Annotated in this window: 17 protein-coding genes and 2 pseudogenes; 7 read left to right on the top strand and 12 right to left on the bottom strand. The window is 52.9% G+C overall.

Annotated features, from left to right (window positions below; genetic code table 11):
* The first annotated feature begins 125 nt into the window (after positions 1 to 125).
* Positions 126 to 740, top strand: a complete 615-nt coding sequence (locus AADEFJLK_RS13695) for a divalent metal cation transporter (protein WP_103974664.1) — start codon at positions 126 to 128, stop codon at positions 738 to 740.
* Between the two features lie 60 nt (positions 741 to 800).
* Here the strand turns inward: AADEFJLK_RS13695 and AADEFJLK_RS13690 are convergent, their stop codons facing one another.
* Positions 801 to 2,468 carry an alpha-keto acid decarboxylase family protein gene (locus AADEFJLK_RS13690; RefSeq protein WP_103974663.1) on the bottom strand — a complete coding sequence of 556 codons (1,668 nt, stop codon included), beginning with the start codon at positions 2,466 to 2,468 and terminating at the stop codon, positions 801 to 803.
* 372 nt (positions 2,469 to 2,840) lie between these two features.
* On the opposite strand from AADEFJLK_RS13690, the gene AADEFJLK_RS13685 reads away from it, so the two are divergent.
* Positions 2,841 to 4,175: a hemolysin family protein gene (locus tag AADEFJLK_RS13685; protein ID WP_088620999.1), complete on the top strand. Its 1,335-nt coding sequence runs from the start codon at positions 2,841 to 2,843 to the stop codon at positions 4,173 to 4,175.
* 59 nt (positions 4,176 to 4,234) lie between these two features.
* On the opposite strand, the pseudogene AADEFJLK_RS13680 reads toward AADEFJLK_RS13685, so the two are convergent.
* The 5 genes and pseudogenes from AADEFJLK_RS13680 to AADEFJLK_RS25890 all read right to left on the bottom strand — a co-directional run.
* Positions 4,235 to 4,465: pseudogene (locus AADEFJLK_RS13680) on the bottom strand (transposase domain-containing protein); the annotation flags it as partial.
* Between the two features lie 406 nt (positions 4,466 to 4,871).
* Positions 4,872 to 5,522 (bottom strand): annotated as a pseudogene (gene tnpC, locus AADEFJLK_RS13675) (IS66 family transposase); the annotation flags it as partial.
* Between the two features lie 169 nt (positions 5,523 to 5,691).
* Positions 5,692 to 5,997, bottom strand: a complete 306-nt coding sequence (locus AADEFJLK_RS13670; protein WP_103974662.1) for a helix-turn-helix domain-containing protein — start codon at positions 5,995 to 5,997, stop codon at positions 5,692 to 5,694.
* On the bottom strand, positions 5,990 to 6,169 hold the full coding sequence (locus AADEFJLK_RS25895) for a type II toxin-antitoxin system RelE/ParE family toxin (RefSeq protein ID WP_103974661.1): 180 nt from the start codon (positions 6,167 to 6,169) through the stop codon (positions 5,990 to 5,992). The genes AADEFJLK_RS13670 and AADEFJLK_RS25895 overlap by 8 nt, the downstream gene beginning before the upstream one ends.
* The gene (locus AADEFJLK_RS25890; RefSeq protein WP_103974660.1) at positions 6,166 to 6,363 is read right to left on the bottom strand and encodes a type II toxin-antitoxin system RelE/ParE family toxin; all 198 of its coding nucleotides are present in this window, start codon (positions 6,361 to 6,363) and stop codon (positions 6,166 to 6,168) included. Before AADEFJLK_RS25890 ends, AADEFJLK_RS25895 begins: the two co-directional genes overlap by 4 nt.
* Positions 6,364 to 6,479: 116 nt before the next feature.
* Here AADEFJLK_RS25890 and AADEFJLK_RS13655 point away from each other — a divergent pair, with 116 nt between their 5' ends.
* Positions 6,480 to 6,743, top strand: coding sequence for a hypothetical protein (locus AADEFJLK_RS13655; protein WP_103974659.1), 264 nt, complete (start codon positions 6,480 to 6,482; stop codon positions 6,741 to 6,743).
* Positions 6,744 to 6,889: 146 nt separating this feature from the next.
* On the opposite strand, the gene AADEFJLK_RS13650 is transcribed toward AADEFJLK_RS13655, so the two are convergent.
* Genes AADEFJLK_RS13650 through AADEFJLK_RS13640 form a run of 3 tightly spaced genes read right to left on the bottom strand, consistent with a single transcriptional unit; the run spans position 6,890 to position 12,276 of the window.
* The gene (locus AADEFJLK_RS13650) at positions 6,890 to 8,209 is read right to left on the bottom strand and encodes a TolC family protein (RefSeq protein WP_103974658.1); all 1,320 of its coding nucleotides are present in this window, start codon (positions 8,207 to 8,209) and stop codon (positions 6,890 to 6,892) included.
* On the bottom strand, positions 8,206 to 11,313 hold the full coding sequence (locus AADEFJLK_RS13645; RefSeq protein ID WP_103974657.1) for an efflux RND transporter permease subunit: 3,108 nt from the start codon (positions 11,311 to 11,313) through the stop codon (positions 8,206 to 8,208). The genes AADEFJLK_RS13650 and AADEFJLK_RS13645 overlap by 4 nt, the downstream gene beginning before the upstream one ends.
* A gap of 12 nt (positions 11,314 to 11,325) precedes the next feature.
* Positions 11,326 to 12,276 carry an efflux RND transporter periplasmic adaptor subunit gene (locus AADEFJLK_RS13640; protein WP_249028047.1) on the bottom strand — a complete coding sequence of 317 codons (951 nt, stop codon included), beginning with the start codon at positions 12,274 to 12,276 and terminating at the stop codon, positions 11,326 to 11,328.
* Positions 12,277 to 12,626: 350 nt separating this feature from the next.
* Here AADEFJLK_RS13640 and AADEFJLK_RS13635 point away from each other — a divergent pair, with 350 nt between their 5' ends.
* Positions 12,627 to 12,905, top strand: coding sequence for a hypothetical protein (locus AADEFJLK_RS13635; protein WP_146054598.1), 279 nt, complete (start codon positions 12,627 to 12,629; stop codon positions 12,903 to 12,905).
* A 202-nt stretch (positions 12,906 to 13,107) separates the two neighbouring features.
* Here AADEFJLK_RS13635 and AADEFJLK_RS26100 read toward each other — a convergent pair whose 3' ends face one another.
* Complete coding sequence (locus AADEFJLK_RS26100; protein WP_170065119.1) at positions 13,108 to 13,311, bottom strand: integrase core domain-containing protein; 204 nt, start codon at positions 13,309 to 13,311, stop codon at positions 13,108 to 13,110.
* A 431-nt stretch (positions 13,312 to 13,742) separates the two neighbouring features.
* Between AADEFJLK_RS26100 and AADEFJLK_RS13625 the strand changes: the two genes are divergently transcribed.
* Complete coding sequence (locus AADEFJLK_RS13625; protein ID WP_103974653.1) at positions 13,743 to 14,714, top strand: IS110 family RNA-guided transposase; 972 nt, start codon at positions 13,743 to 13,745, stop codon at positions 14,712 to 14,714.
* On the top strand, positions 14,698 to 14,982 hold the full coding sequence (locus AADEFJLK_RS13620; protein WP_346222708.1) for a DDE-type integrase/transposase/recombinase: 285 nt from the start codon (positions 14,698 to 14,700) through the stop codon (positions 14,980 to 14,982). The genes AADEFJLK_RS13625 and AADEFJLK_RS13620 overlap by 17 nt, the downstream gene beginning before the upstream one ends.
* Here the strand turns inward: AADEFJLK_RS13620 and AADEFJLK_RS13615 are convergent.
* Entirely contained in the window at positions 14,979 to 16,010 is a 1,032-nt protein-coding gene (locus AADEFJLK_RS13615) for a KAP family P-loop NTPase fold protein (RefSeq protein WP_103974652.1), read from the bottom strand. The genes AADEFJLK_RS13620 and AADEFJLK_RS13615 overlap by 4 nt on opposite strands.
* A 161-nt stretch (positions 16,011 to 16,171) precedes the next feature.
* Positions 16,172 to 16,387, bottom strand: a complete 216-nt coding sequence (locus tag AADEFJLK_RS23975; protein ID WP_146054597.1) for a class I SAM-dependent methyltransferase — start codon at positions 16,385 to 16,387, stop codon at positions 16,172 to 16,174.
* A gap of 581 nt (positions 16,388 to 16,968) precedes the next feature.
* On the opposite strand from AADEFJLK_RS23975, the gene AADEFJLK_RS13605 reads away from it, so the two are divergent.
* A protein-coding gene (locus tag AADEFJLK_RS13605) for an IS3 family transposase (RefSeq protein WP_428839030.1) occupies positions 16,969 to 18,194 on the top strand; the annotation gives its coding sequence in 2 pieces (ribosomal slippage) (positions 16,969 to 17,245 and positions 17,245 to 18,194; 1,227 coding nt in all).
* The last annotated feature ends 39 nt before the right edge of the window (positions 18,195 to 18,233 follow it).

The raw sequence follows: 18,233 nt of genomic DNA, 5'->3' as shown, positions 1-18,233 counted from the left end.
TGGCGATTATTGCCTTCGGCTGCCCGCCTTCGTCCTGCTCCGGCCGCAGCACACAACTCCCCTTCGGTACGCTGTGCACCACTGGCCTGCGCAAATGACTTGACGCCGTTTCGGGATGGCCTTGCATGTTGACTACGCTTCCGCTCGCGCTCCAACTCCGTCAACACGCCCGGCCCCTACGGCTACGCGGGGGTCGTCGTACACCGCTCCACTTCCGTTTCGCTTCCTGTACTCCTTCGTTGACGGCGGTTGTCACATTGCACCTGCACGGCATTACCGATATTCAGACTTCCGCCCAAGCGGCCGAGGCGTTGCGCCCGCTCGCGGGCGATTTCGCCTTTGTACTTTTTACCGCCGGCATTGTCGGTACCGGACTACTTGCCGTGCCGATTTTGGCGGGTTCGGCGGCTTACGGCATTGCCGAGGCCTTTAGATGGCATATTGGCTTAGGCCTGGAGCTGTTACACGCCCGCGGTTTTTACACCATTGTTATCATCGCCACAGTGCTCGGCGTGATACTTAATTTTACGCCCGTCGATCCGGTCAAGGCCTTGTTTTGGAGTGCGGTCATCAACGGGGTCATTTCCGTACCCATTATGGTCGTCATGATGCTGATGGCCGTGCGCGTGGATATTATGGGTAGGTTTGTCATTGGCCGTTGGCTAAGGATTTTCGGATGGCTGGCAACGGTGAGTATGGCGATTGTGGTATTGGCGCTGTTCGCAACCTGGCTGGATTGACTTTAGCTGTGATGGCCTTGCAAAGGTTATAAGGCGGCTTTTATGACATACCCGCTCCAGTTAATCTAACTGATTGGCTATGGCCAAAGATTGCCCCGCGCTAACCAGCGCTTTTGGGCAGTCCAGTCGCCCCGTGTGAATTTCGATGAACATCAATTGATCAGCCGTAACGGCTATAGCCAATGCGGCTTCAAGCTCCCCTTCGGTGTGGACATCAAAACCTAGGCCGCCGCCAAACACCTCCACCAGTTTATGATACTGCCAGGGCTGGATATCATTATAAGGATGATCACTAATGACGCGCTCTATTGTATAGCCGTCATTATTGATCAGGAAGATAACGGGCTTGAGATGGTTGCGGATCATCGTCGACAGATCTTGGCCAGTTACTTGAAAAGAACCATCCCCTACAAATAGCACGACCTGCCTAGCTTTTGCCGCCATAGCGGCGCCTAGGGTGGCTCCTATGCTGTAACCGATGGAACCATAAAAGGTTTGCCCTATAAAGGTGGCGCCTTTGGGCAGCAGCAATTCGGCTGCACTGAATAGGGATACGCCCGTTTCTGCAACGACAATCGCATCGTCTTTTATAAAATGACTCATGCGATCAAAGAATCGCTTGATGGTCAGCGGTTTTTGCCCATCAGAAAAGTAATGTTCGGAACGGCGATGTATACAGCCATCAGTTGCCGATTGGATAGCCAGGGTTGCCGAATCGCGACGGGTTAGATTTTCGCTCAGTCCAAGGATAAAGTCATGGAGCGACACGTTCTCATAAACATGATGCTTGATCCTGACGGAACGGATGTTGACGCTGATCGTCTTCACCGCATCAAGCTCGGCGGTAAAGCCGCCCGTGTTAAAGTCCGTAAGCAATGCCCCTAGCTGTAGAATACAGTCGGCAGACTCTACCCGATTTCTTACATAATCACGGCTCCGGTCTCCCTCATATAAACCGATGAATTGTGGATGCTGTTCTGACAGAACGCTTTTACCCAACATCATGGTGGCATAGGGAAAGCCGGTTTTATCGATGAAGTCGGCGAAGGGTTTTTGCAGTTTAAAACGTATCAGCTCCACGTCACCAATCACGACGGGTTTCTCTGCATTGTTCAGCATTTCCGTGGCTTCGTTGATGGCTTCTCCAAGCACATCAGGATCACTACCGAGGTTTGGCGGGAACAGGAAAGCCTCCGGATAAGGACATTTCATCATCACCACATCGGCGGGAAGGCTGATATACACCGGTTGTTGATGGGAAAGACACACCGATAACACCCGGTCGATCTCTGCAGGCGCCATTTCGGCAGAAACCAGTTCGGTCGATGCAGCCGTTATTTTCTCGTATAGCCGCAGTGGGATCTGATAATCGCCTAACGTGTGATGCAACAATGGCCGATTGCGGAAATTAATCGTCGACGGTGAGCCCGTGATCACCACTATAGGCACTCTCTCCGCGAACGCGCCTGCTACGCCGTTGATGGCGCTTAATTCACCCACACCATACGTTGAAGAAAATGCGCCAACACCTCGAATACGCGCGTAGCCGTCAGCCGCATAGGCCGCGTTGAGTTCATTGCAGGTACCGACATAGGCCAATCCGCTTTTCAAAACCTGATTGAAAAATCCCAGCACGAAGTCGCCCGGCACTCCAAACAGGTGATCCACGCCTATCTCTTTCAGTCGGAAGATCAGGTAGTCTGCAACGGTGATGTCTGAATTGCCCATAGTGCCGGTTCCTTATCTTGCCGCGTAGACAAGATCAAATGGTTAATGCGTGAGAGATCAAGTTGCGGTATAAATACCGCTAATGGTCACATGGCTTGATGGCTCAGGATACTTGCAAACTATCATCGGGTCGGTGCGGCAAAGCACATTTGATGGGTCGTTGAAATTTCGGCTCGGATGGTTAGCCAGCCATTGTTAGAAACGCGGTTTAGGGAACATCACGGAGACGGATATTGAGGCGGTGATGCACAAGCTGAATCACCGCCCACGCTAAACACGTAATTACCAAACACCCCATGTCGTGTTTTTTGCTGAAGCCGAGCAGGAGGCCGTATGATACTTAGGATTGTACTTCGGAGTTGAATCCACGCTATGAATAACTTGTTGCTTATCGTTGTCGCGTTATTTCTGGTCGCCCTCAATGGTTTCTTTGTCGCGGCGGAATTCGGACTGGTCAAACTGCGGCAGACCCGTATCCGTGAAATTGCCAAAACCCAAGGCCTGCGCGGACGCGTTCTGGCGAAAATCCATGTAAAACTGGATGCTTATTTGTCCGCCTGCCAATTGGGCATTACCTTGGCTTCGCTAGGCTTGGGCTGGGTCGGCGAACCGGCGTTTGCGGGCTTGTTGGAGCCCGTGTTGGTTAAGGTTGGGGTTATTTCACCTGAACTGATCCATGGTGTTGCTTTCGCCATGGCTTTTTCCGCGATTTCATTCCTGCATATCGTTGCCGGTGAACTGGCGCCGAAGTCGATGGCGATACGCAACCCTGAAAGCATTGGCTTATGGACTGCCGTCCCGTTGTTCAGCTTTTATTGGTTGATGTTCCCCGCCATCTGGCTGCTCAATTCCAGTGCCAATCTGGTGCTTTGGGTGCTTGGGCTTCGTGATGCCCATCATTACGAGGCCCGCTATTCAGCAGCCGAACTCAAACTGATATTGCGCAGTAACAGCTTGGCCGAACGCTTCACGCGCGATGAATGGAATATTCTCGCACAAACATTGGATTTCAGCGAATTGGAAGTGTCCGATTTGATGCGCCCTAACCACGAAATGGTGGCCTTGTGCCACGCCAACAGCGTACAGGAAAACTTGGACATCATGTACCAATCACGGTTCAGCCGCTATCCGTATTTCGCCGCCAATCATGTGGACGTGCTGGGTGTCATCCACTTGAAAGATTTGTTTTTTGCCCGGCAGGAAGACAAGGCCATAGAAGATCTGACCCGCTACCTGCGCCCCATCCAATACATTCCGTCCGATACACCGTCGTTGGAGTTATTGCGCCATTTCCGTACAGGGGCGTCACACTTTACGGTCATCGGCGAGAAAGGGCAAAAGCCGGAAGGCTTCATCACCCTGGATAATTTGATCAGCGCCATGGTCGGTGAGATACGTGACGAGTTTAAGCAAAACACGAATGATTGGAGCAGGCTGGATGACGGCACGCTGATGGGCAAGGGAAGTTTGCCGATATTTTCGCTGGAGCGGATATTAGGTGTTGATATTGAAAATGAGGAACTCGATCTGGAAGACACCGTATCAGTCGGTGGCCTTATTTTGTCCAAACTCGGGGATATTCCGGTGGAGAACCAGAGAATCGGGTTCCATCAATTTGATGTCTTGGTCAAAAAAATGCACGGCCCCCGCATTGTGATGGTCCAGGTTTATCCTAAGTCGTCCGGCAACCCAGGTGACACACCATGATCTGCACAATGATGAAGCCCGTTACAATGCCAACCTGTCAATAAAGTAAGCGCGTGTCCCTACCACGTTGCCTTTTCAGGTAAAGTTTGTTTGATCGCCTTTATTTGTTCGGGTGTCAAAGGCAACAATTCATCAATGCGGCTATTAGGCCACATGGGCAGTTTTTCCAATGTTTCCTTCAGCCATGCCGCCGGGTTTAGGCCATTAAGCTTGGCCGTGCCCAGTAAGGTTTGGATTGCGGCGGCACGTTGCCCGGCACGTTCGGAACCGGCAAACAGCCAATTTTTCTTGTTATGCAAAGCTTTGCATAACAAGAATTATGCTCAGTCCGTTATTATGCTGAGTAAGTATCGGAAGTCGTCAGCACGCCTGGCTTTCCAAGCTGCTGACTTTACATAATGTTAAAGACCCTCCAGGAACTTTAGAAGGTCATCCGATGGGTGATAGCGCATCTGCCCAATTTCTGGCGGTAATGCTGCTGAGCGGATTATCGACAAGCGAGTCCAGGTGAGTAAGATCCGCCAGATGGGTTTCAGTAAACATGGTTTTATTCCTATAGCAATTAAAGAAGCTACAGGAAACCACAAATTATTATGCTGAGTTAAAATCAGTCATGTGGTGCTGTAAATCGCGCCGTTATGCGGCTTCGCAGTTGACTACAGGCGAACTATGCATAATAACGGACTGAGCATAATTCTTACCCAACGCAATGGGCCGGATGCAGTTTTCCACGGGGTTGTTGTCAATCGGCAGGTGTCCGGTTTCCGCATAACGGACTAGGGCGGGCCACCGTTTTAAGGTGTAATCCAAGGCTTTGGCGGAAGCGCCGCCGGGGGCTGTGACGGTACGGGTTTTCAGGAGCCAGTCATGGAAGGCACGCAGTTGGGGCTGGCTTTTTTCCGCCCGCAGTTGTTGGCGTGCCGCAATGCCCAAGGCTTTGCCTTCCGCTTCGACGGCATAAAGCACGCTGATGCGTTGTAATGCTTCCCATGCCATGGGGCTCTTGTGCCCCTGAGGGTATTGGTTGGCTTGGTGCAAGTCGAAGAACTTTCGCCGCGCATGGGCAAAGCAGGCCAGCTCGGTGCAGACGCCGGTGTCCGTGAACAGGGCTTTGTAACCTGCATAGCCGTCGACCATCAGGTGGCCTTTCCACGCGCCCAAAAACTGGCGGGCATGTTCGCCGCCCCGGCCTTTCTGGTAGTCGAAGACGATCAGCCGCGGCCCGGCCTCCGCGAGGTCGTTGCTGCGGTACGTTCAAAGGTAGGCCTTACGGGTTTTGCCGTTGCCGGGTTCCAGTTGCGCCACGGAGGGTTCGGCGGCATGTAAGGCGCCGCCCCGCAACAGGTGCCATTTCAGTAGGGGCTTGCAGGATATTCTGCTAGGCACTGCACAACTTTATGAGGGGTTGCGGGAACGGGCGGAACGTGTTGATTTAGATTAAATCGCCACACAATTTACCGCAGCGTATTTAATGCCTCAAATAGGGGGGGTAGGTGAACGGTTACAGACTGGCAATTCATAACGCAATAACATCAAGGCCTTTTCTTTCGACAATAGACAACAACTTGAGGGTTGCCCCTTTCGGTTTCGCTTCGCCCTGTTCCCATTTTTTTACCGCCCGGTCTGAGACATTCAGGTAAGCGGCAAAAACACTTTGGCTTAACCCTAATGTCTGTCTGATAGCGGTGATTTGCTTGGCGGTATAGTGGGGGACGGGGGGTAAGGAATGGGGGTCAAACTGCCGTAATGTCGTTTTATCAATTGCCCCGACTTCATACAGGTCTTTTGCCATTGCGCTGAGGGTATTTTGGATATCAGTCATTTGCAAGCCCGATTAAGGTGTTGTTGTCAATTAATGCGTTCATTTGCACGGGGGATAAATTAAGAAAGGCTTCGGCCATGATTTTAAAGCCTTCCAGCTCCGTTTTTGAAATGTTGTCTTTTTCATTTTTGGCAAAGCCGTGAGCAAAAATAATAGTGTCGCCCTGTTTCATAAAATACAGGATCCGGTAAGCGCCCCGCGCTTTCCTTCATCCGATCTGCTGATACGTTTTTTATAAACATGGCCACCTAAATTGGCATCACACAGCCCGTTTTCTATTTCAAAAACAGCTTTTTTCAGGTCATCATCAATGATGCCCTGTTTTTTAGCCCATTTTTCAAATAGACGATATTTAAAAACCCTCATGCAGCCCCATCTTTTTTTACAGTATTATACCCTGCTATTCACCAATTGAAATAGCCAATACCAACAAGAAAAGCAAATGCCCAAACCCATTTTGGGTGGCAACAACCCCGCAGTAATTGAACACATATTTCCCATGCAAACACATTTTTGCCGATAGCTTCTGCCTCTGCTTTGCCAAGGCAAAACACTGGCGGCTTTGGGTGGTTATTGGAGATGACGTTACCCAAAACCGCGCCAAGCAGATAAGGTTTTATGCTTATCCTTATCCTGTAAACCAACAAACACAAGAAAAAGCCGTTTTTGTGATATGTTTTGAAAACATGCACAAGAAAACGCTATTTTTGTGCATGTCTTTACCAGCCATTATTCCGGTTGCATAGGGTTGCCGTAGCCGTTCGTGAGAAAAAACGCAACAGCGGATAATTTTATATGACATGCCCGTTTATTGATGATCTTGGCTGTCAATTTAGGGTGCACCCTAACCGCTACCTTCCCGTTATGTGTGGATAGACAGTACAGTTAGCGTTTACTTCATCTTTTCAAAAGCCACAGTTAATTGTCCGGAAGCCGTTAAGGTATCAAGCTCGGACTCAATTTCAGCCACCAACAGATCGAGATGGCTCAATTTGATTTCGGTGCGCGATCGCGAGGAGTCCAGCAACTCCAACAGGCCGGTTTTCCCCAGCCGGTAGGCATCCTCAGCCATTTGCCTCAAGCCCGGCAGCGGCTCCAGTACGTCGCGTTCAAATTCGGCGAGCGTCGCCCGCCGCCCCGCCAAGACCTCTGCCGCCCGCCCAAGCTCCCGCCTTGTGGCGGCCAAGGCCAGTTCCCGCTCAAGCAAGGCCGCCTGCTTTTCGGCGGATGCCTTGGCCATGCCGCCTTGCCCCCTATCAAAAATCGGCAAGTCGACAGAGATGCCGACGAAGGTCGTATTGCCATAAGGCCGGTCGGTGAACGCGGTGCCCAGCAGCAGCGAGGGGACGGGCCAACGTTCACGGCGGGCGCGTTCCAAGCCCGAATCGGCGGCGATGGTTTCCCGGCGGGCGCTTTCCAGTGCCTGGTTATGCAGTTCTGCCTGCGCCCATAGCGTGCCGGTGTCAGCCACAATCCCGATAGGGGCAAGCACTCCGTTCGCTTGCGGCCTCCAATTGGGGAAGCCCAACAGCACGCCGAGTTCGCCGGCGGTGCTGGCGGTGCCGCTTTTCACTCCCTCCAGCCGCGCCTTCAGGTTATGGCTTTCCTGGGTGATGCGCAGGACATCATAGCGGCTGGCCGTCCCGGCACTTTCCTTGCCTGCTATAATCGCCCGCAAGCGCTCAAGTTCCCGGCCGGCCTCCTCCAACACCGCCACCCGTTGCTGCCCCACCAGCAATTGCACAAATAGCCGCCATGTGTCGCGTATCAATTGGTGGTATTGGCTTCCGGCATCGGCTTCGGCCACGCCAACCCGGCGCTCTGCGGCCTCCTTACGTGCCCCGCGCTGCCCGGCCAGTAACAGCGGCACTTCCACGGTGACGTTCTGTTGCGAGGGGCCGTCGAACTGGGTGTTCCAGCGCCCGCCAGCCTGGTCAAAACGGCCATAGCTTAGCCTGGGATTGGGCAAGACATCCGCCGTCACCACATCGGCCTGCGCCACATCAATTTGGCTGCGGATAAGGGCATGGCGAGGGCTTTGGTCGTGGACAATCTGCAAGAGCTGGCGGATCGAGACGGTGTCGGGCAACTCCGGGCTTTCCCCGGCCTCCCCGGCAAATACAGACGCGCGGCCCCACAGCAACAACAGCAATAAGACGGATGTCTTGGCCAATAGGCGGCGGGGTAATGTGGTTAGCTTTGCTTGGTTCATGCGAGGGGATCCGGTAATTCGTCCGATTCTTCGGGCGTTAACAATTGTTTGGGGGCAATCAGGGTATAGATCACCGGCAACACGAACATCGCCACCAAGAACGTGGTGAACATGCCGCCGACGATAACCACCGCGAACGGGCGTTGCGTTTCGCTGCCGATACTGGTGGACAATGCCATCGGCAACAGCCCCAGCAACGCCAGCAATGACGCCATTAACACTGGACGCAGGCGTTGCGTCGCCCCTTCCCTGACCGCCGCCAATAATTCAAAACCATTGCGGCGCATTTCATCGGTCGCGCTCAACACCAATAAGCCCATCAGACAAACCTGGCCCAGCAAGGCGATAAAGCCAATCGCCGCGCTAACCGATAACGGAATGCCGGTGAACCATAACGCGAACACACCGCCAGTCATGGCAAACGGCGTGGCAAGCAATATCGCCGCCGCACTATGTGCCGATTGCAGTGCGCTGTACAGCAAGCCCAACACAATCAGCATCGCTATCGGCACCACAATGCCCAAACGCGCCATCGCACGTTGCTGGTTTTCAAACTCACCGCCCCAGAGTAAAAAATGGCTTTCCGGCACCTTGACTTTTTGCCCCACTAAAACCATCGCCTCATGGACAACCGAGCCTAGATCGCGGTTTTCGACATTAAATTTGAGCGCCATGTAACGGCTGTTGGCTTCGCGCTCGATAGATGTCCGCCCGCGGGCGACTTCAATAGTTGCCAGATCGCGTAACGGGATATAAGCCGCCGCCGGGCTGACCACATTCAGGTTGGCGATTTTTTCGACATCGCCGCGTTCGGACGCGGGAAGTATCAGGCGAATGGGCACAGGCCGCTCGGCCTGCCACAATTTTGACACGACCCGCCCTGCCATGCCGATTTCGATGGTGTCTTGCACGTTATCAACCGTGAAACCATTACGCGCCAAAGCCGGTCGGTCCAGCTTAATCTGTAGTTGCGGCACCCGCGATTCCCGATAAAGATCCAGGTCAATGATACCGGCCACATTAGCCAGCACTGATTTGACCTCTTCTAAGGTATCGCGCATTTTTTCAAGGTCAGAGCCGTAAATTTTCAGCACCACCTTACCGCGCACACCGCTGACCGCCTCTTCGACGTTATCCTTAATCGGCTGGGAAAAGTTAAAGCGCACGCCGGGAATTTCTTCCAGGGAGGTGCGCATGGCATCAACCAGCCGCACTTTGTCCCAGCCTTGCCGCCATTGTCCGTGGGGTTTGAGGTGGGCGAAGGTTTCGCTCATGTTTACGCCTTCGTTGTCGGTGCCATCCTCGGACCGTCCTTGTTGGCTCAGCACGCCAATGACTTCCGGGTATTGCAGCAGCCGCCTGCGCATATCCAATAAAATGTCCTGGCCTTTAGTTAATGAAATACTGGAGGGCATTACGACGAAGACGTGAATATCGCCTTCATCCAGCTCAGGTAAAAATTCGGTGCCCAATTGGGTGCTGGAGAGGGTTCCTGCGAGCAGCAATACCCCTGCCGCCGCCAGGGTGACCCCGCGTAACCGTAAGGCCCGTCCAAGCAAACCCGAATATCCTTCCCTTAACAGCAGCAGAAACCTGGGTTCGGCAATCAACGCGTGTTTAGGCCGGATAAAAGTGGCGCAGAGCGCGGGCACCAACAGCAAGGCAAAGACCAAACCGCCGGTCAAGGCAAAACTGTAAGTCATCGCCAGCGGGCGGAATATCCGTCCTTCGACGCGCTCCAGGGTAAACACCGGAATTAACGCGGCGATGATGATCAGCATGGCAAAAAAGGCGGGCTTGGCGACATCGACGGCGGCATCCGTAATCAAATGCAGCATGTCCCGGCGCGACTGCGGCTTACGGAGCGACGCTTGATGGATGACATTTTCCATTAGCACCACGGCGCCATCGAGGATGATGCCAAAATCAATCGCCCCCATTGAAATCAGGTTAGCTGGCATCCCCAGCTGATATAAGCCCAGAAAGGCAACCAGCAACGACAAGGGGATGACGGTCGCGACAATCAGCGAGCCGCGGACACTGCGCAAAAACAGCCAGACCACGCCGACCACCAACACAAGCCCATGCAGCAGATTATCGAAAACGGTGTGTAAGGTGCTGCCAACCAGATCGGCCCGATCCAGGAAGGGCATGATTTTCATACCAGCGGGCAGGATGCGGGCGTTTAATTCCTCCACTTTAGTATGCAAGGCATCCAGTACCCGCGACGGATTCTGACCGCGCCGCAACAGGACGATGCCTTCCACCACATCCTTTTGCCTATCCAGCCCGACTGTGCCGCGCCGGGGTGTATAGGCCTGCACCAAACGGGCGGCATCACCCACGGTGACTGGCGTGCCATCATGGTTTTTTAAGACGATTTTTTTGATGTCATCCGGTGACAGCAACATACCGATGCCGCGTACAACCATTTCCTGGTCACCATAAGTCAGGAAACCTGCCCCGACATTACGGCTGGATTTTTCAATGGCGTTGCCCACTTCTGCCAGCGTCAGGCCTAGCGATTCGATGCGGGCCGGGTCGATTTCGATATGGATTTCCTTGTAGTAGCCGCCAAAGGTCAACACATCAGCGACCCCCGGTATCTGGCGTAGGATTTTCGAGACATTCCACTCCATTTCGGAACGTAGTTCATACAGATTGTGTTGGTCGCTAACCAAGGTGAATTTGTAAATTTCGCCTAACGGCGTGTAATCCGGCGCCAATACCGGTGTCACGGATTCGGGCAATTCCGCGCCGGAAATGCGCTGGGAAATTTCAGTCCGGGAATGGAAACTGTCGATATGGTCTTCAAAGGTAATGGTGACCAACGACAGGCCGAACAGGCTCTGGCTACGCATTTGGATCATGTCCGGCGTACCGTTTAGCACCCGCTCCAACGGTACCGTCACTTGCCGCTCGACTTCCTCCGGTGCGTAACCGGGCATCAGGCTAATGACGGTCACTTGGGTATTGGTGACATCCGGGTAGGCTTCAATAGGCGTTTCCAGAAAAGCGTGGATGCCAAAAATGGCAATGGCAAAAACCGTGGCAATAACGGCAAGGCGTCTATGCACACAGTACCCGATCAAAGTCCGCAACATCGCAACTGTCTCCTACAACAACATGGCGGCTGCGGAATCCAGCAGCAGGGCATCAGATGTCACGACCCGTTCGCCATCGGCCAACCCGTCCAGAATAGGCACTTGACCTTCACGCGCCTGGCCGATAAGCACTTTGCGGGGTTCAAACTCGCCGTTAGCCATTTCCACATAAACCACGGTCTGGTTTTTGTCTTTGATCAGCACGGCCGTGGTCGGCAATACAATCCGGCGCGGCCCTGCCGCCGCGATGGCCGCGCTGGCGAACATGCCCGGTTTGAACGCCAAAGGGGTGTCATCCAGTTCGATGTAAACCACGCCCCGGCGCAAGTCGGCTTGCATGTCGGCACTGACGGCAACGACGTGACCGGCCACTGCATTTGGCAAGGCGTTGATCCGCACTGTCGCCTTCGCGCCCTTTTCTATCAGCGGCAAATCGTTGTCGAACACATCCGCCGCGACCCACAGCGCGTCCGGCTCACCCAACTCAAGCAGCACCGCACCCTTGTCAACGGCGGCGCCAACCGATGCTTTGACACCCAGCACCACGCCGTCCCTGGGGGCGCGCAAAATGACCGTCTGGCCAACACCGTCACCCAACAGGCGGACGGCCTGCACGCCACGCTCATAATCTGCCCGCGCTTGCCGCAGTTGGACATCGGCTTCGGCGCGTTCTATCTCCAGACCCACGCCGCTCCGCTGCATGACTGCTTGGCGTTTCGCCCGGTCTTGGGCCCGTTCCAGCTCGGCCCGTGCGCGGATAGTGTCTGAGCGGGTTTGCGCCACTTCCGGGCTTTCCAAGGTCGCCATCGGCATCCCTGCCTTGACGCGGTCGCCGACTTGGACATTAACCCTCGTAAGACGACCAGCAACCACAGCGCCGACAGCGGACAGTCCCTTGGCACGGAAGGCCACTTGGGCGGGCGCCTGTACCGTGGCGTTGGAAATCTGTAGGTTAATACCCATCACGGTAATGTAGGGGCGCGATCCAATTGGAATAGTAATGGCTGTTTGTTGATGGATATCCGGTAATTTTGAGTATTCAGTATGAGGGAAATTGGCACTATCTTGAGTAACCGCTAATGGCTGCTCTGTTTTCGTTTTTTCAGTATTTGAACCAGTACAAGCACTGGATAAAAGCATGGGGAAAAGCAAAAGTAATCGGAAATGGTGCATAGTGGTTATAGTTATAATTATATTTAAATGACTGCTTATTGGTATCGACTCGATACTAAATATACAGTCAATAGAGTTTATGCACAATAACTAAAACAAGTGTATGGTGCAACGACATCCGAAAAAACCAGGAAACCGTTATGTTCACCGAGCCTATGTTACGCCAACATCCCGCCTTGATCCGTGCCTTCACAGGCATCCCGGCCGAGGCGTTTTGGGAGATGCTGGAGAAAATGGAGGCCCAGTTTTCTGACTATGAAACGGGGCGGCATACGCGTGATGGCCGCCAACGGGCGGTCGGGGGGCGGGCGAAAGTTCGGCCAGCCCTTGGCGTTGCGGACGGTGGCCGTGCTGGCTTATTTGCGCCTCCATATTCCGCAACTTGCGGTTGCGCCGATGTTCGGGCTGACGCAGTGTGAAATTTCCCGTGACCTGCGCCGCCTGTTGCCCTCATTACCGCCGTTTTGCCTTGCCCGGTGGTCTGGGAGATGGCGGCAGACAATGAAGCGCCGGACGGGCTGGTGGTGCCGACTTCCGAGGAATTGCCCGGCGGGCGTGTGCTAATTGACGCCACCGAACAACGCGTGTCCCTGTAATGATCAACAAAAAACGGACACTTTATTAGGCAACCTTGCTGTAAAATCCCCGTTCAAATTCCAAAAACGTTTTATAGCCCAATGTCGAATGCGAACGTCTGCCGTTATAAAAAGCGAAATAATCAATAATGCTTAGTTTTACGGCTGCCTTTGTCTTGAACCTTTCGTAGTTTAATTGCTCGTGCTTTAGGCTACGGAAGACCCGTTCGGTCGGGCTGTTATACCCCAAGGGCAGCTACTCCCAACAATTGCCTTTGCGGCTCATACCCACGGGGCACAAGTGCTCTGTTTCATCTTCATGACGCTTAAATGCTGGCGGTATTCGGAACTGGCGTATTGGCTGCCCCTATCCGAATGGTGAAGCAATCCCGGAGCGGGTTTCCGGCGCCAAAACGCCACTTGTGCCCTTATATCTTGATTCTGACTTCTGAAAAGGTCAGAATCCCCGACTGATCATCGGGAGGATGGCGGAGTAAGCCGCGTGTGCCCTGAGGCTCAAAGCCTGTCCCGCAGATTGGACTCCCCGCCATCCACACTCGCTACCCCAGTTCGAACGGTATACTTAGGCGAAAAGCCTGCATGGATAAGGCTGAACGTAGCGCGTGGTTTCTGAAGATCTGACAGATTGTTCCATTATTTTTTGTTTTAGGGGGTAAACCTATGTTTCAGATAACAGTGGGTGTCGATATTGCCAAAAATAAGTTCGATGCGGCTTTACTGGCAGAAAACAAATACAAGCATAAGCATTTTACCAATGACAATGCCGGATTCGGGGCTTTTGTCACATGGCTGTCAGGCTTTGGCCTGTCCGCCCAGCCGCTGGTTTGCATGGAAGCGACCGGGGCTTATGGCTTGCCCTTGGCGGATTTTTTGGCCGCCAAAGGTTATCCGGTCAGCATCGTCAACCCGGCCAAAATCCATGCCTTCGCCAGAAGCGAACTCAGCCGGGCCAAGACCGACAAGGCGGACGCCAAGCTCATCGCCCGTTACGCGCTGTCCATGCAACCCGGCCTTTGGACACCGCCACCGCCCGAAATACGCCGCTTGCAGGCATTGACGCGCCGCCTGGAGCATCTGCTTGAAATCCGGCAAATGGAGCGCAACCGCCTGGACACCGCCGACGGATGCGTCAAAGACTCCATCGACACCTTGCTCAAGACCGTGGAGGATGAAATCAAATCTGTCCGCCAAGCCATCAGCGACCTGATCGGCAACGACCCGGACCTTGACAGACGGCGCGGATTGCTCGAGTCCATACCGGGCATCGGCGAGGCAACGGTCGCCCACCTGCTTATTGCTTTGAGTCCGCATCAGGGCTTCACCCATGCCAAACAGGTGGTGGCGTTTGCGGGCCTTGCGCCCGCCCTTCGGGAATCGGGGCAATGGACAGGCAAAACCCGGATATCAAAAAACGGCGACCCCGTTTTGCGCAAGGTGCTGTATATGCCCGCCTTGGTGGCTTGGCAACATAATCCGGTTATCCGTGCTTTCTGCGGGCGGCTAAAGGCCAACGGCAAGAACGGCAAAGCCGTCGCCTGCGCCGCAATGCGTAAGCTCATCCACATCGCTTTTGGTGTCCTTAAATCCGGTGAGCCTTTTGATACGCTTTGGGCGAATGCAAATAAGGCTTGAGCTTTGGATTTTAAGACGGTATCTGCTGGTGCTCGCCGGGTTGCTGTGCCTGGCCATTGAGATTTTCCAAGTCAAGTACCTCAATAACCGGGTGGAACAGGATCACCGGTTTATTAAGAAAATCACCGGGCCAATGCTGGGGTTCAAAGCCTTCCGTTCCGCGCAGGCCACCCTCGACGGGACAGAAACCGCCCACATGATTCGTAAGGGGCAACTCGCCGGACGGACACTTCCCGCCCACCGACAATTTATCAATTTGGCAGGCTAGTTTTGTCCGCCAATCAGGCCAAACTCAGCTCTTGTAAATATTTGCGACAAAACCGATATGGGCTCTTCTCTCCAAGACTGTCGTAAGGATTCTTCAAGACCAGACCGCAAGGCTTCTAATTTTTCTTTCGATACCCCATGCGATACAGCGTATAACATAAAGAGATATGAACGGATCTCGCGAATACCAGCCTTAGGTACCCGGATTGGCACTTGGATCAGCTTATCAAGGTAATCAATTTGGTGACGATCTGATGCCCCCTTGAAGTAATTCGCAACTGAGGAGCGAATCATCTCTTCATCGGCAGCGATGATAAAAGCCGTATTGGACAAAAATAGAAAAAGCCGGATCGCTTCTAAGGTATGAATAGCATTGGAAGGTAGACAACGGTCTAAATTGTCGATAACCACAACTAATGGCTTACCTAATTCATCTAGGACTTCACTGTACTCTTTGCGAAATGCAGAGATTTGCTGGGGTGGGGTAGTTTGTTTTTCAGCGTTAATCAGCCCTTTAACCTGATCTACTGCATCTTTACCTGTCTTACCCAGTTCCTCATATTCTTCCTGGTCTTGAATCCCATCCGGGAGTTCTGACAATGCACCCACTCCACGAGCCAGCATTCCACCAGTCGGCACCCCAGCGAGTAAAGCAGCACCTTCCGCTACCAACCCAAGTAAACGGAACCCATTGACACGAGCAAGAAGCTTCTTGGTTTTTTTGGCCAGACCTTCGTTATCGTTGGCCTCTTGGTTTAATTGAGTCGCGATGACTTCGAGCAGTGCTGCCCGAGCATCATCGAACCCTTGATATAGCCACGCATCAAAGCGAATGACAATCCAATCCTCACCAGAGGCCTGCAAATCCTTTTCAATCAACTTTAACAGTGATGATTTACCTGCCCCCCAGTTCCCAAACACGCCTATAGAGCAAGGCAACATATCTGGCGACTTTAAAATATCGACGGCTAATTGAGAGACTTCCCCAAAGTTCAGGTAATCACTTTCTGATTCTGTATCTGACCACAAAATAAAAATCCTTGATTAATTGCGCAATTGATTGTTCTACCAGTCTTTCTCTGACTCGTTCAACGGTACGACACCAAAGGCTTCGCTTATTTGTCTATCCAGCCATTTTTCACCCCCATTCGCTACTATCTGCCTTGAGCAGTATTTCAGCATGTAACCTTTTATGGGCCGCGCCGGGTTACGCCCAAACAGTCCATAGACAAATCGCCGGAGACGGCAGAAAACCCCATCGAACTCAGTTTGCGGGTATGCCTCCCATACCCGCAAGCCAAATCCAAGGCCAGCCAGAATGCGGTCAGCGACTTATACGCCAGACACGCCATGACAAATAGTGAAGGGCTGTCATCTGGCGGGCGTTTGTGCTTTTGGGTCGCCATGGGACAAAACCGGCCGGAAAGGGTTTGATGTGCCCGCTGGCCATCTCTAAATTGGAGGAAAAGAATCCGCCGCACTGCCGTTTTGCGGAGCAACACCCGCACGCTTCCAGGTAATCGTTTTTCCAGTCGCTAATCGAACGCACCGCATAACGGCGGAAAGCCGGACGGCAAATTTAATTATAAAGTATTTTTAAATTAACTATAAGCTTCCTTTTTACATAAAAGTGCTTTTATATGCCGTTTTATTAAAAAAAAAAGCCAAATATTACCTTAAATAATAGTAAACATTTCACTGAAGATTAATAATGTAAATTATTTTTTATATTATATATCAATATATTAACCCATTTAATCCCTACAAAAAACGCCGCATAATCCGTTACCGCTTTAACGCCAAAAACCAGCCTGCCGTTATAGGCGGTGGCCTAGCGGATTTTGCTTGTTTCAGGGTTAGGGAAGCTGGAACCGTTTCCATAAAGCCAGCAGTATGATGTCCGATGCATCATCAGGATGGGTATAGTGGACCCATAAAAACAGACAATAATTTAAGATGGTGTCCATCATAAAACAGGTGGACGAAAATGAGTGAGAAAAAGCGTAAATTGATGACCGGCGCACAAAAGGCGAAGGTGGCGTTGGAGGCGGTCAAAGGTACAAAGACGGCCAATGAGATAGCCCAAGAACACGGTGTCCATCCGACGCAAGTCGGCCTCTGGAAAAAAGCCTTGCTGGAGAATGCCGGGCAACTGTTTGAGACGAAGCGCGGCCCGAAGGCGGTTGACCCGCAAAGCGACCCCGAACGCCTGTACGCCAAGATAGGACAGCTCAACATGGAGTTGGACTGGCTGAAAAAAAAGTCCGGGATCAACCCTTAAGCCTGCGGCAAGCGTGGGTTGCCCCCAATGACGGGCAGTTGCCAGTAACAGCCCAATGCCGTTTGGCGGGCATCGCCCGGTCGACCGTGTATGCGGGTAAAGCGGAAAGGGTGGACGGGTTCGAACTGATGTTGCTGCGCTTGTTGGACGAGGAATACACCCGCCGCCCCTTTTACGGCAGCCGGAAAATGGTGGCTTGGCTACGCGCCGAAGGCCATTGCGTCAACCGCAAGCGCGTGCAGCGCCTGATGCACATCCTGGGCTTGGCAGGGATGGCACCCGGCCCCAACACCAGCAAAAGCCACCCGGCGCACGCGGTTTACCCGTATTTGCTCAGGGGCTTGGGCATTGTCCGCCCTAACCACGTTTGGAGTACGGACATAACCTATATCCGGCTGGCGCACGGTTTTGTCTACCTGGTGGCGGTCATCGACTGGTACAGCCGTAAGGTTTTGGCTTGGGAAGTGTCGAACACGATGGATGTCGGCCTTTGCGTGGATTGCTTGGCAACTGCGCTCAGGCTCTACGGGATACACGAAATCTTCAACACCGACCAAGGGGCGCAGTTCACCAGCGACAAATGGATAGCCGTACTCAAGGACAACGGCATCACAATCAGCATGGACGGACGCGGCAGGGCATTGGACAATATTTTTGTCGAACGGCTGTGGCGGAGCGTCAAGCATGAGGATGTTTATCTGAAAGGTTACGCCCATTTGCCGGAATTGCTATCAGGGCTGGCCGACTATTTTGTTTTCTACAACAGCGGACGTTACCATCAATCACTGGGCTATAAAACGCCCGATGAAGTCTATCGGACGGCGGTCGGCGGCGGGGCAAAAATAGCAGATCATTTTAGCGATAAACGAAATGCTTCAAACGGAGAAACGGGGCAGCGCCAATCCGCTGCAATGGCAATGACACTATCTTAAACTAGGCTAAATATTGTCTGGACAATGGGGGCCACTTAA

Origin of the sequence: Methylovulum psychrotolerans (assembly GCF_002923755.1) — a bacterium.
GTDB lineage: Bacteria > Pseudomonadota > Gammaproteobacteria > Methylococcales > Methylomonadaceae > Methylovulum > Methylovulum psychrotolerans.
This window is presented reverse-complemented; position numbering and strand designations above follow the sequence as displayed.

Bases quoted from the DNA above. Each gene is read 5' to 3' on its own strand.
- AADEFJLK_RS13690 (WP_103974663.1), bottom strand. From the start codon at position 2,468: ATGGGCAATTCAGACATCACCGTTGCAGACTACCTGATCTTCCGACTG.
- AADEFJLK_RS13620 (WP_346222708.1), top strand. From the start codon at position 14,698: ATGCAAATAAGGCTTGAGCTTTGGATTTTAAGACGGTATCTGCTGGTG.
- AADEFJLK_RS25895 (WP_103974661.1), bottom strand. From the start codon at position 6,169: ATGAAACAGGGCGACACTATTATTTTTGCTCACGGCTTTGCCAAAAAT.
- AADEFJLK_RS23975 (WP_146054597.1), bottom strand. From the start codon at position 16,387: ATGGCGACCCAAAAGCACAAACGCCCGCCAGATGACAGCCCTTCACTA.
- AADEFJLK_RS13695 (WP_103974664.1), top strand. From the start codon at position 126: ATGTTGACTACGCTTCCGCTCGCGCTCCAACTCCGTCAACACGCCCGG.
- AADEFJLK_RS13635 (WP_146054598.1), top strand. From the start codon at position 12,627: ATGTTCACCGAGCCTATGTTACGCCAACATCCCGCCTTGATCCGTGCC.
- AADEFJLK_RS25890 (WP_103974660.1), bottom strand. From the start codon at position 6,363: ATGAGGGTTTTTAAATATCGTCTATTTGAAAAATGGGCTAAAAAACAG.
- AADEFJLK_RS13670 (WP_103974662.1), bottom strand. From the start codon at position 5,997: ATGACTGATATCCAAAATACCCTCAGCGCAATGGCAAAAGACCTGTAT.
- AADEFJLK_RS13650 (WP_103974658.1), bottom strand. From the start codon at position 8,209: ATGAACCAAGCAAAGCTAACCACATTACCCCGCCGCCTATTGGCCAAG.
- AADEFJLK_RS13640 (WP_249028047.1), bottom strand. From the start codon at position 12,276: ATGGGTATTAACCTACAGATTTCCAACGCCACGGTACAGGCGCCCGCC.
- AADEFJLK_RS13685 (WP_088620999.1), top strand. From the start codon at position 2,841: ATGAATAACTTGTTGCTTATCGTTGTCGCGTTATTTCTGGTCGCCCTC.
- AADEFJLK_RS13645 (WP_103974657.1), bottom strand. From the start codon at position 11,313: ATGTTGCGGACTTTGATCGGGTACTGTGTGCATAGACGCCTTGCCGTT.
- AADEFJLK_RS13625 (WP_103974653.1), top strand. From the start codon at position 13,743: ATGTTTCAGATAACAGTGGGTGTCGATATTGCCAAAAATAAGTTCGAT.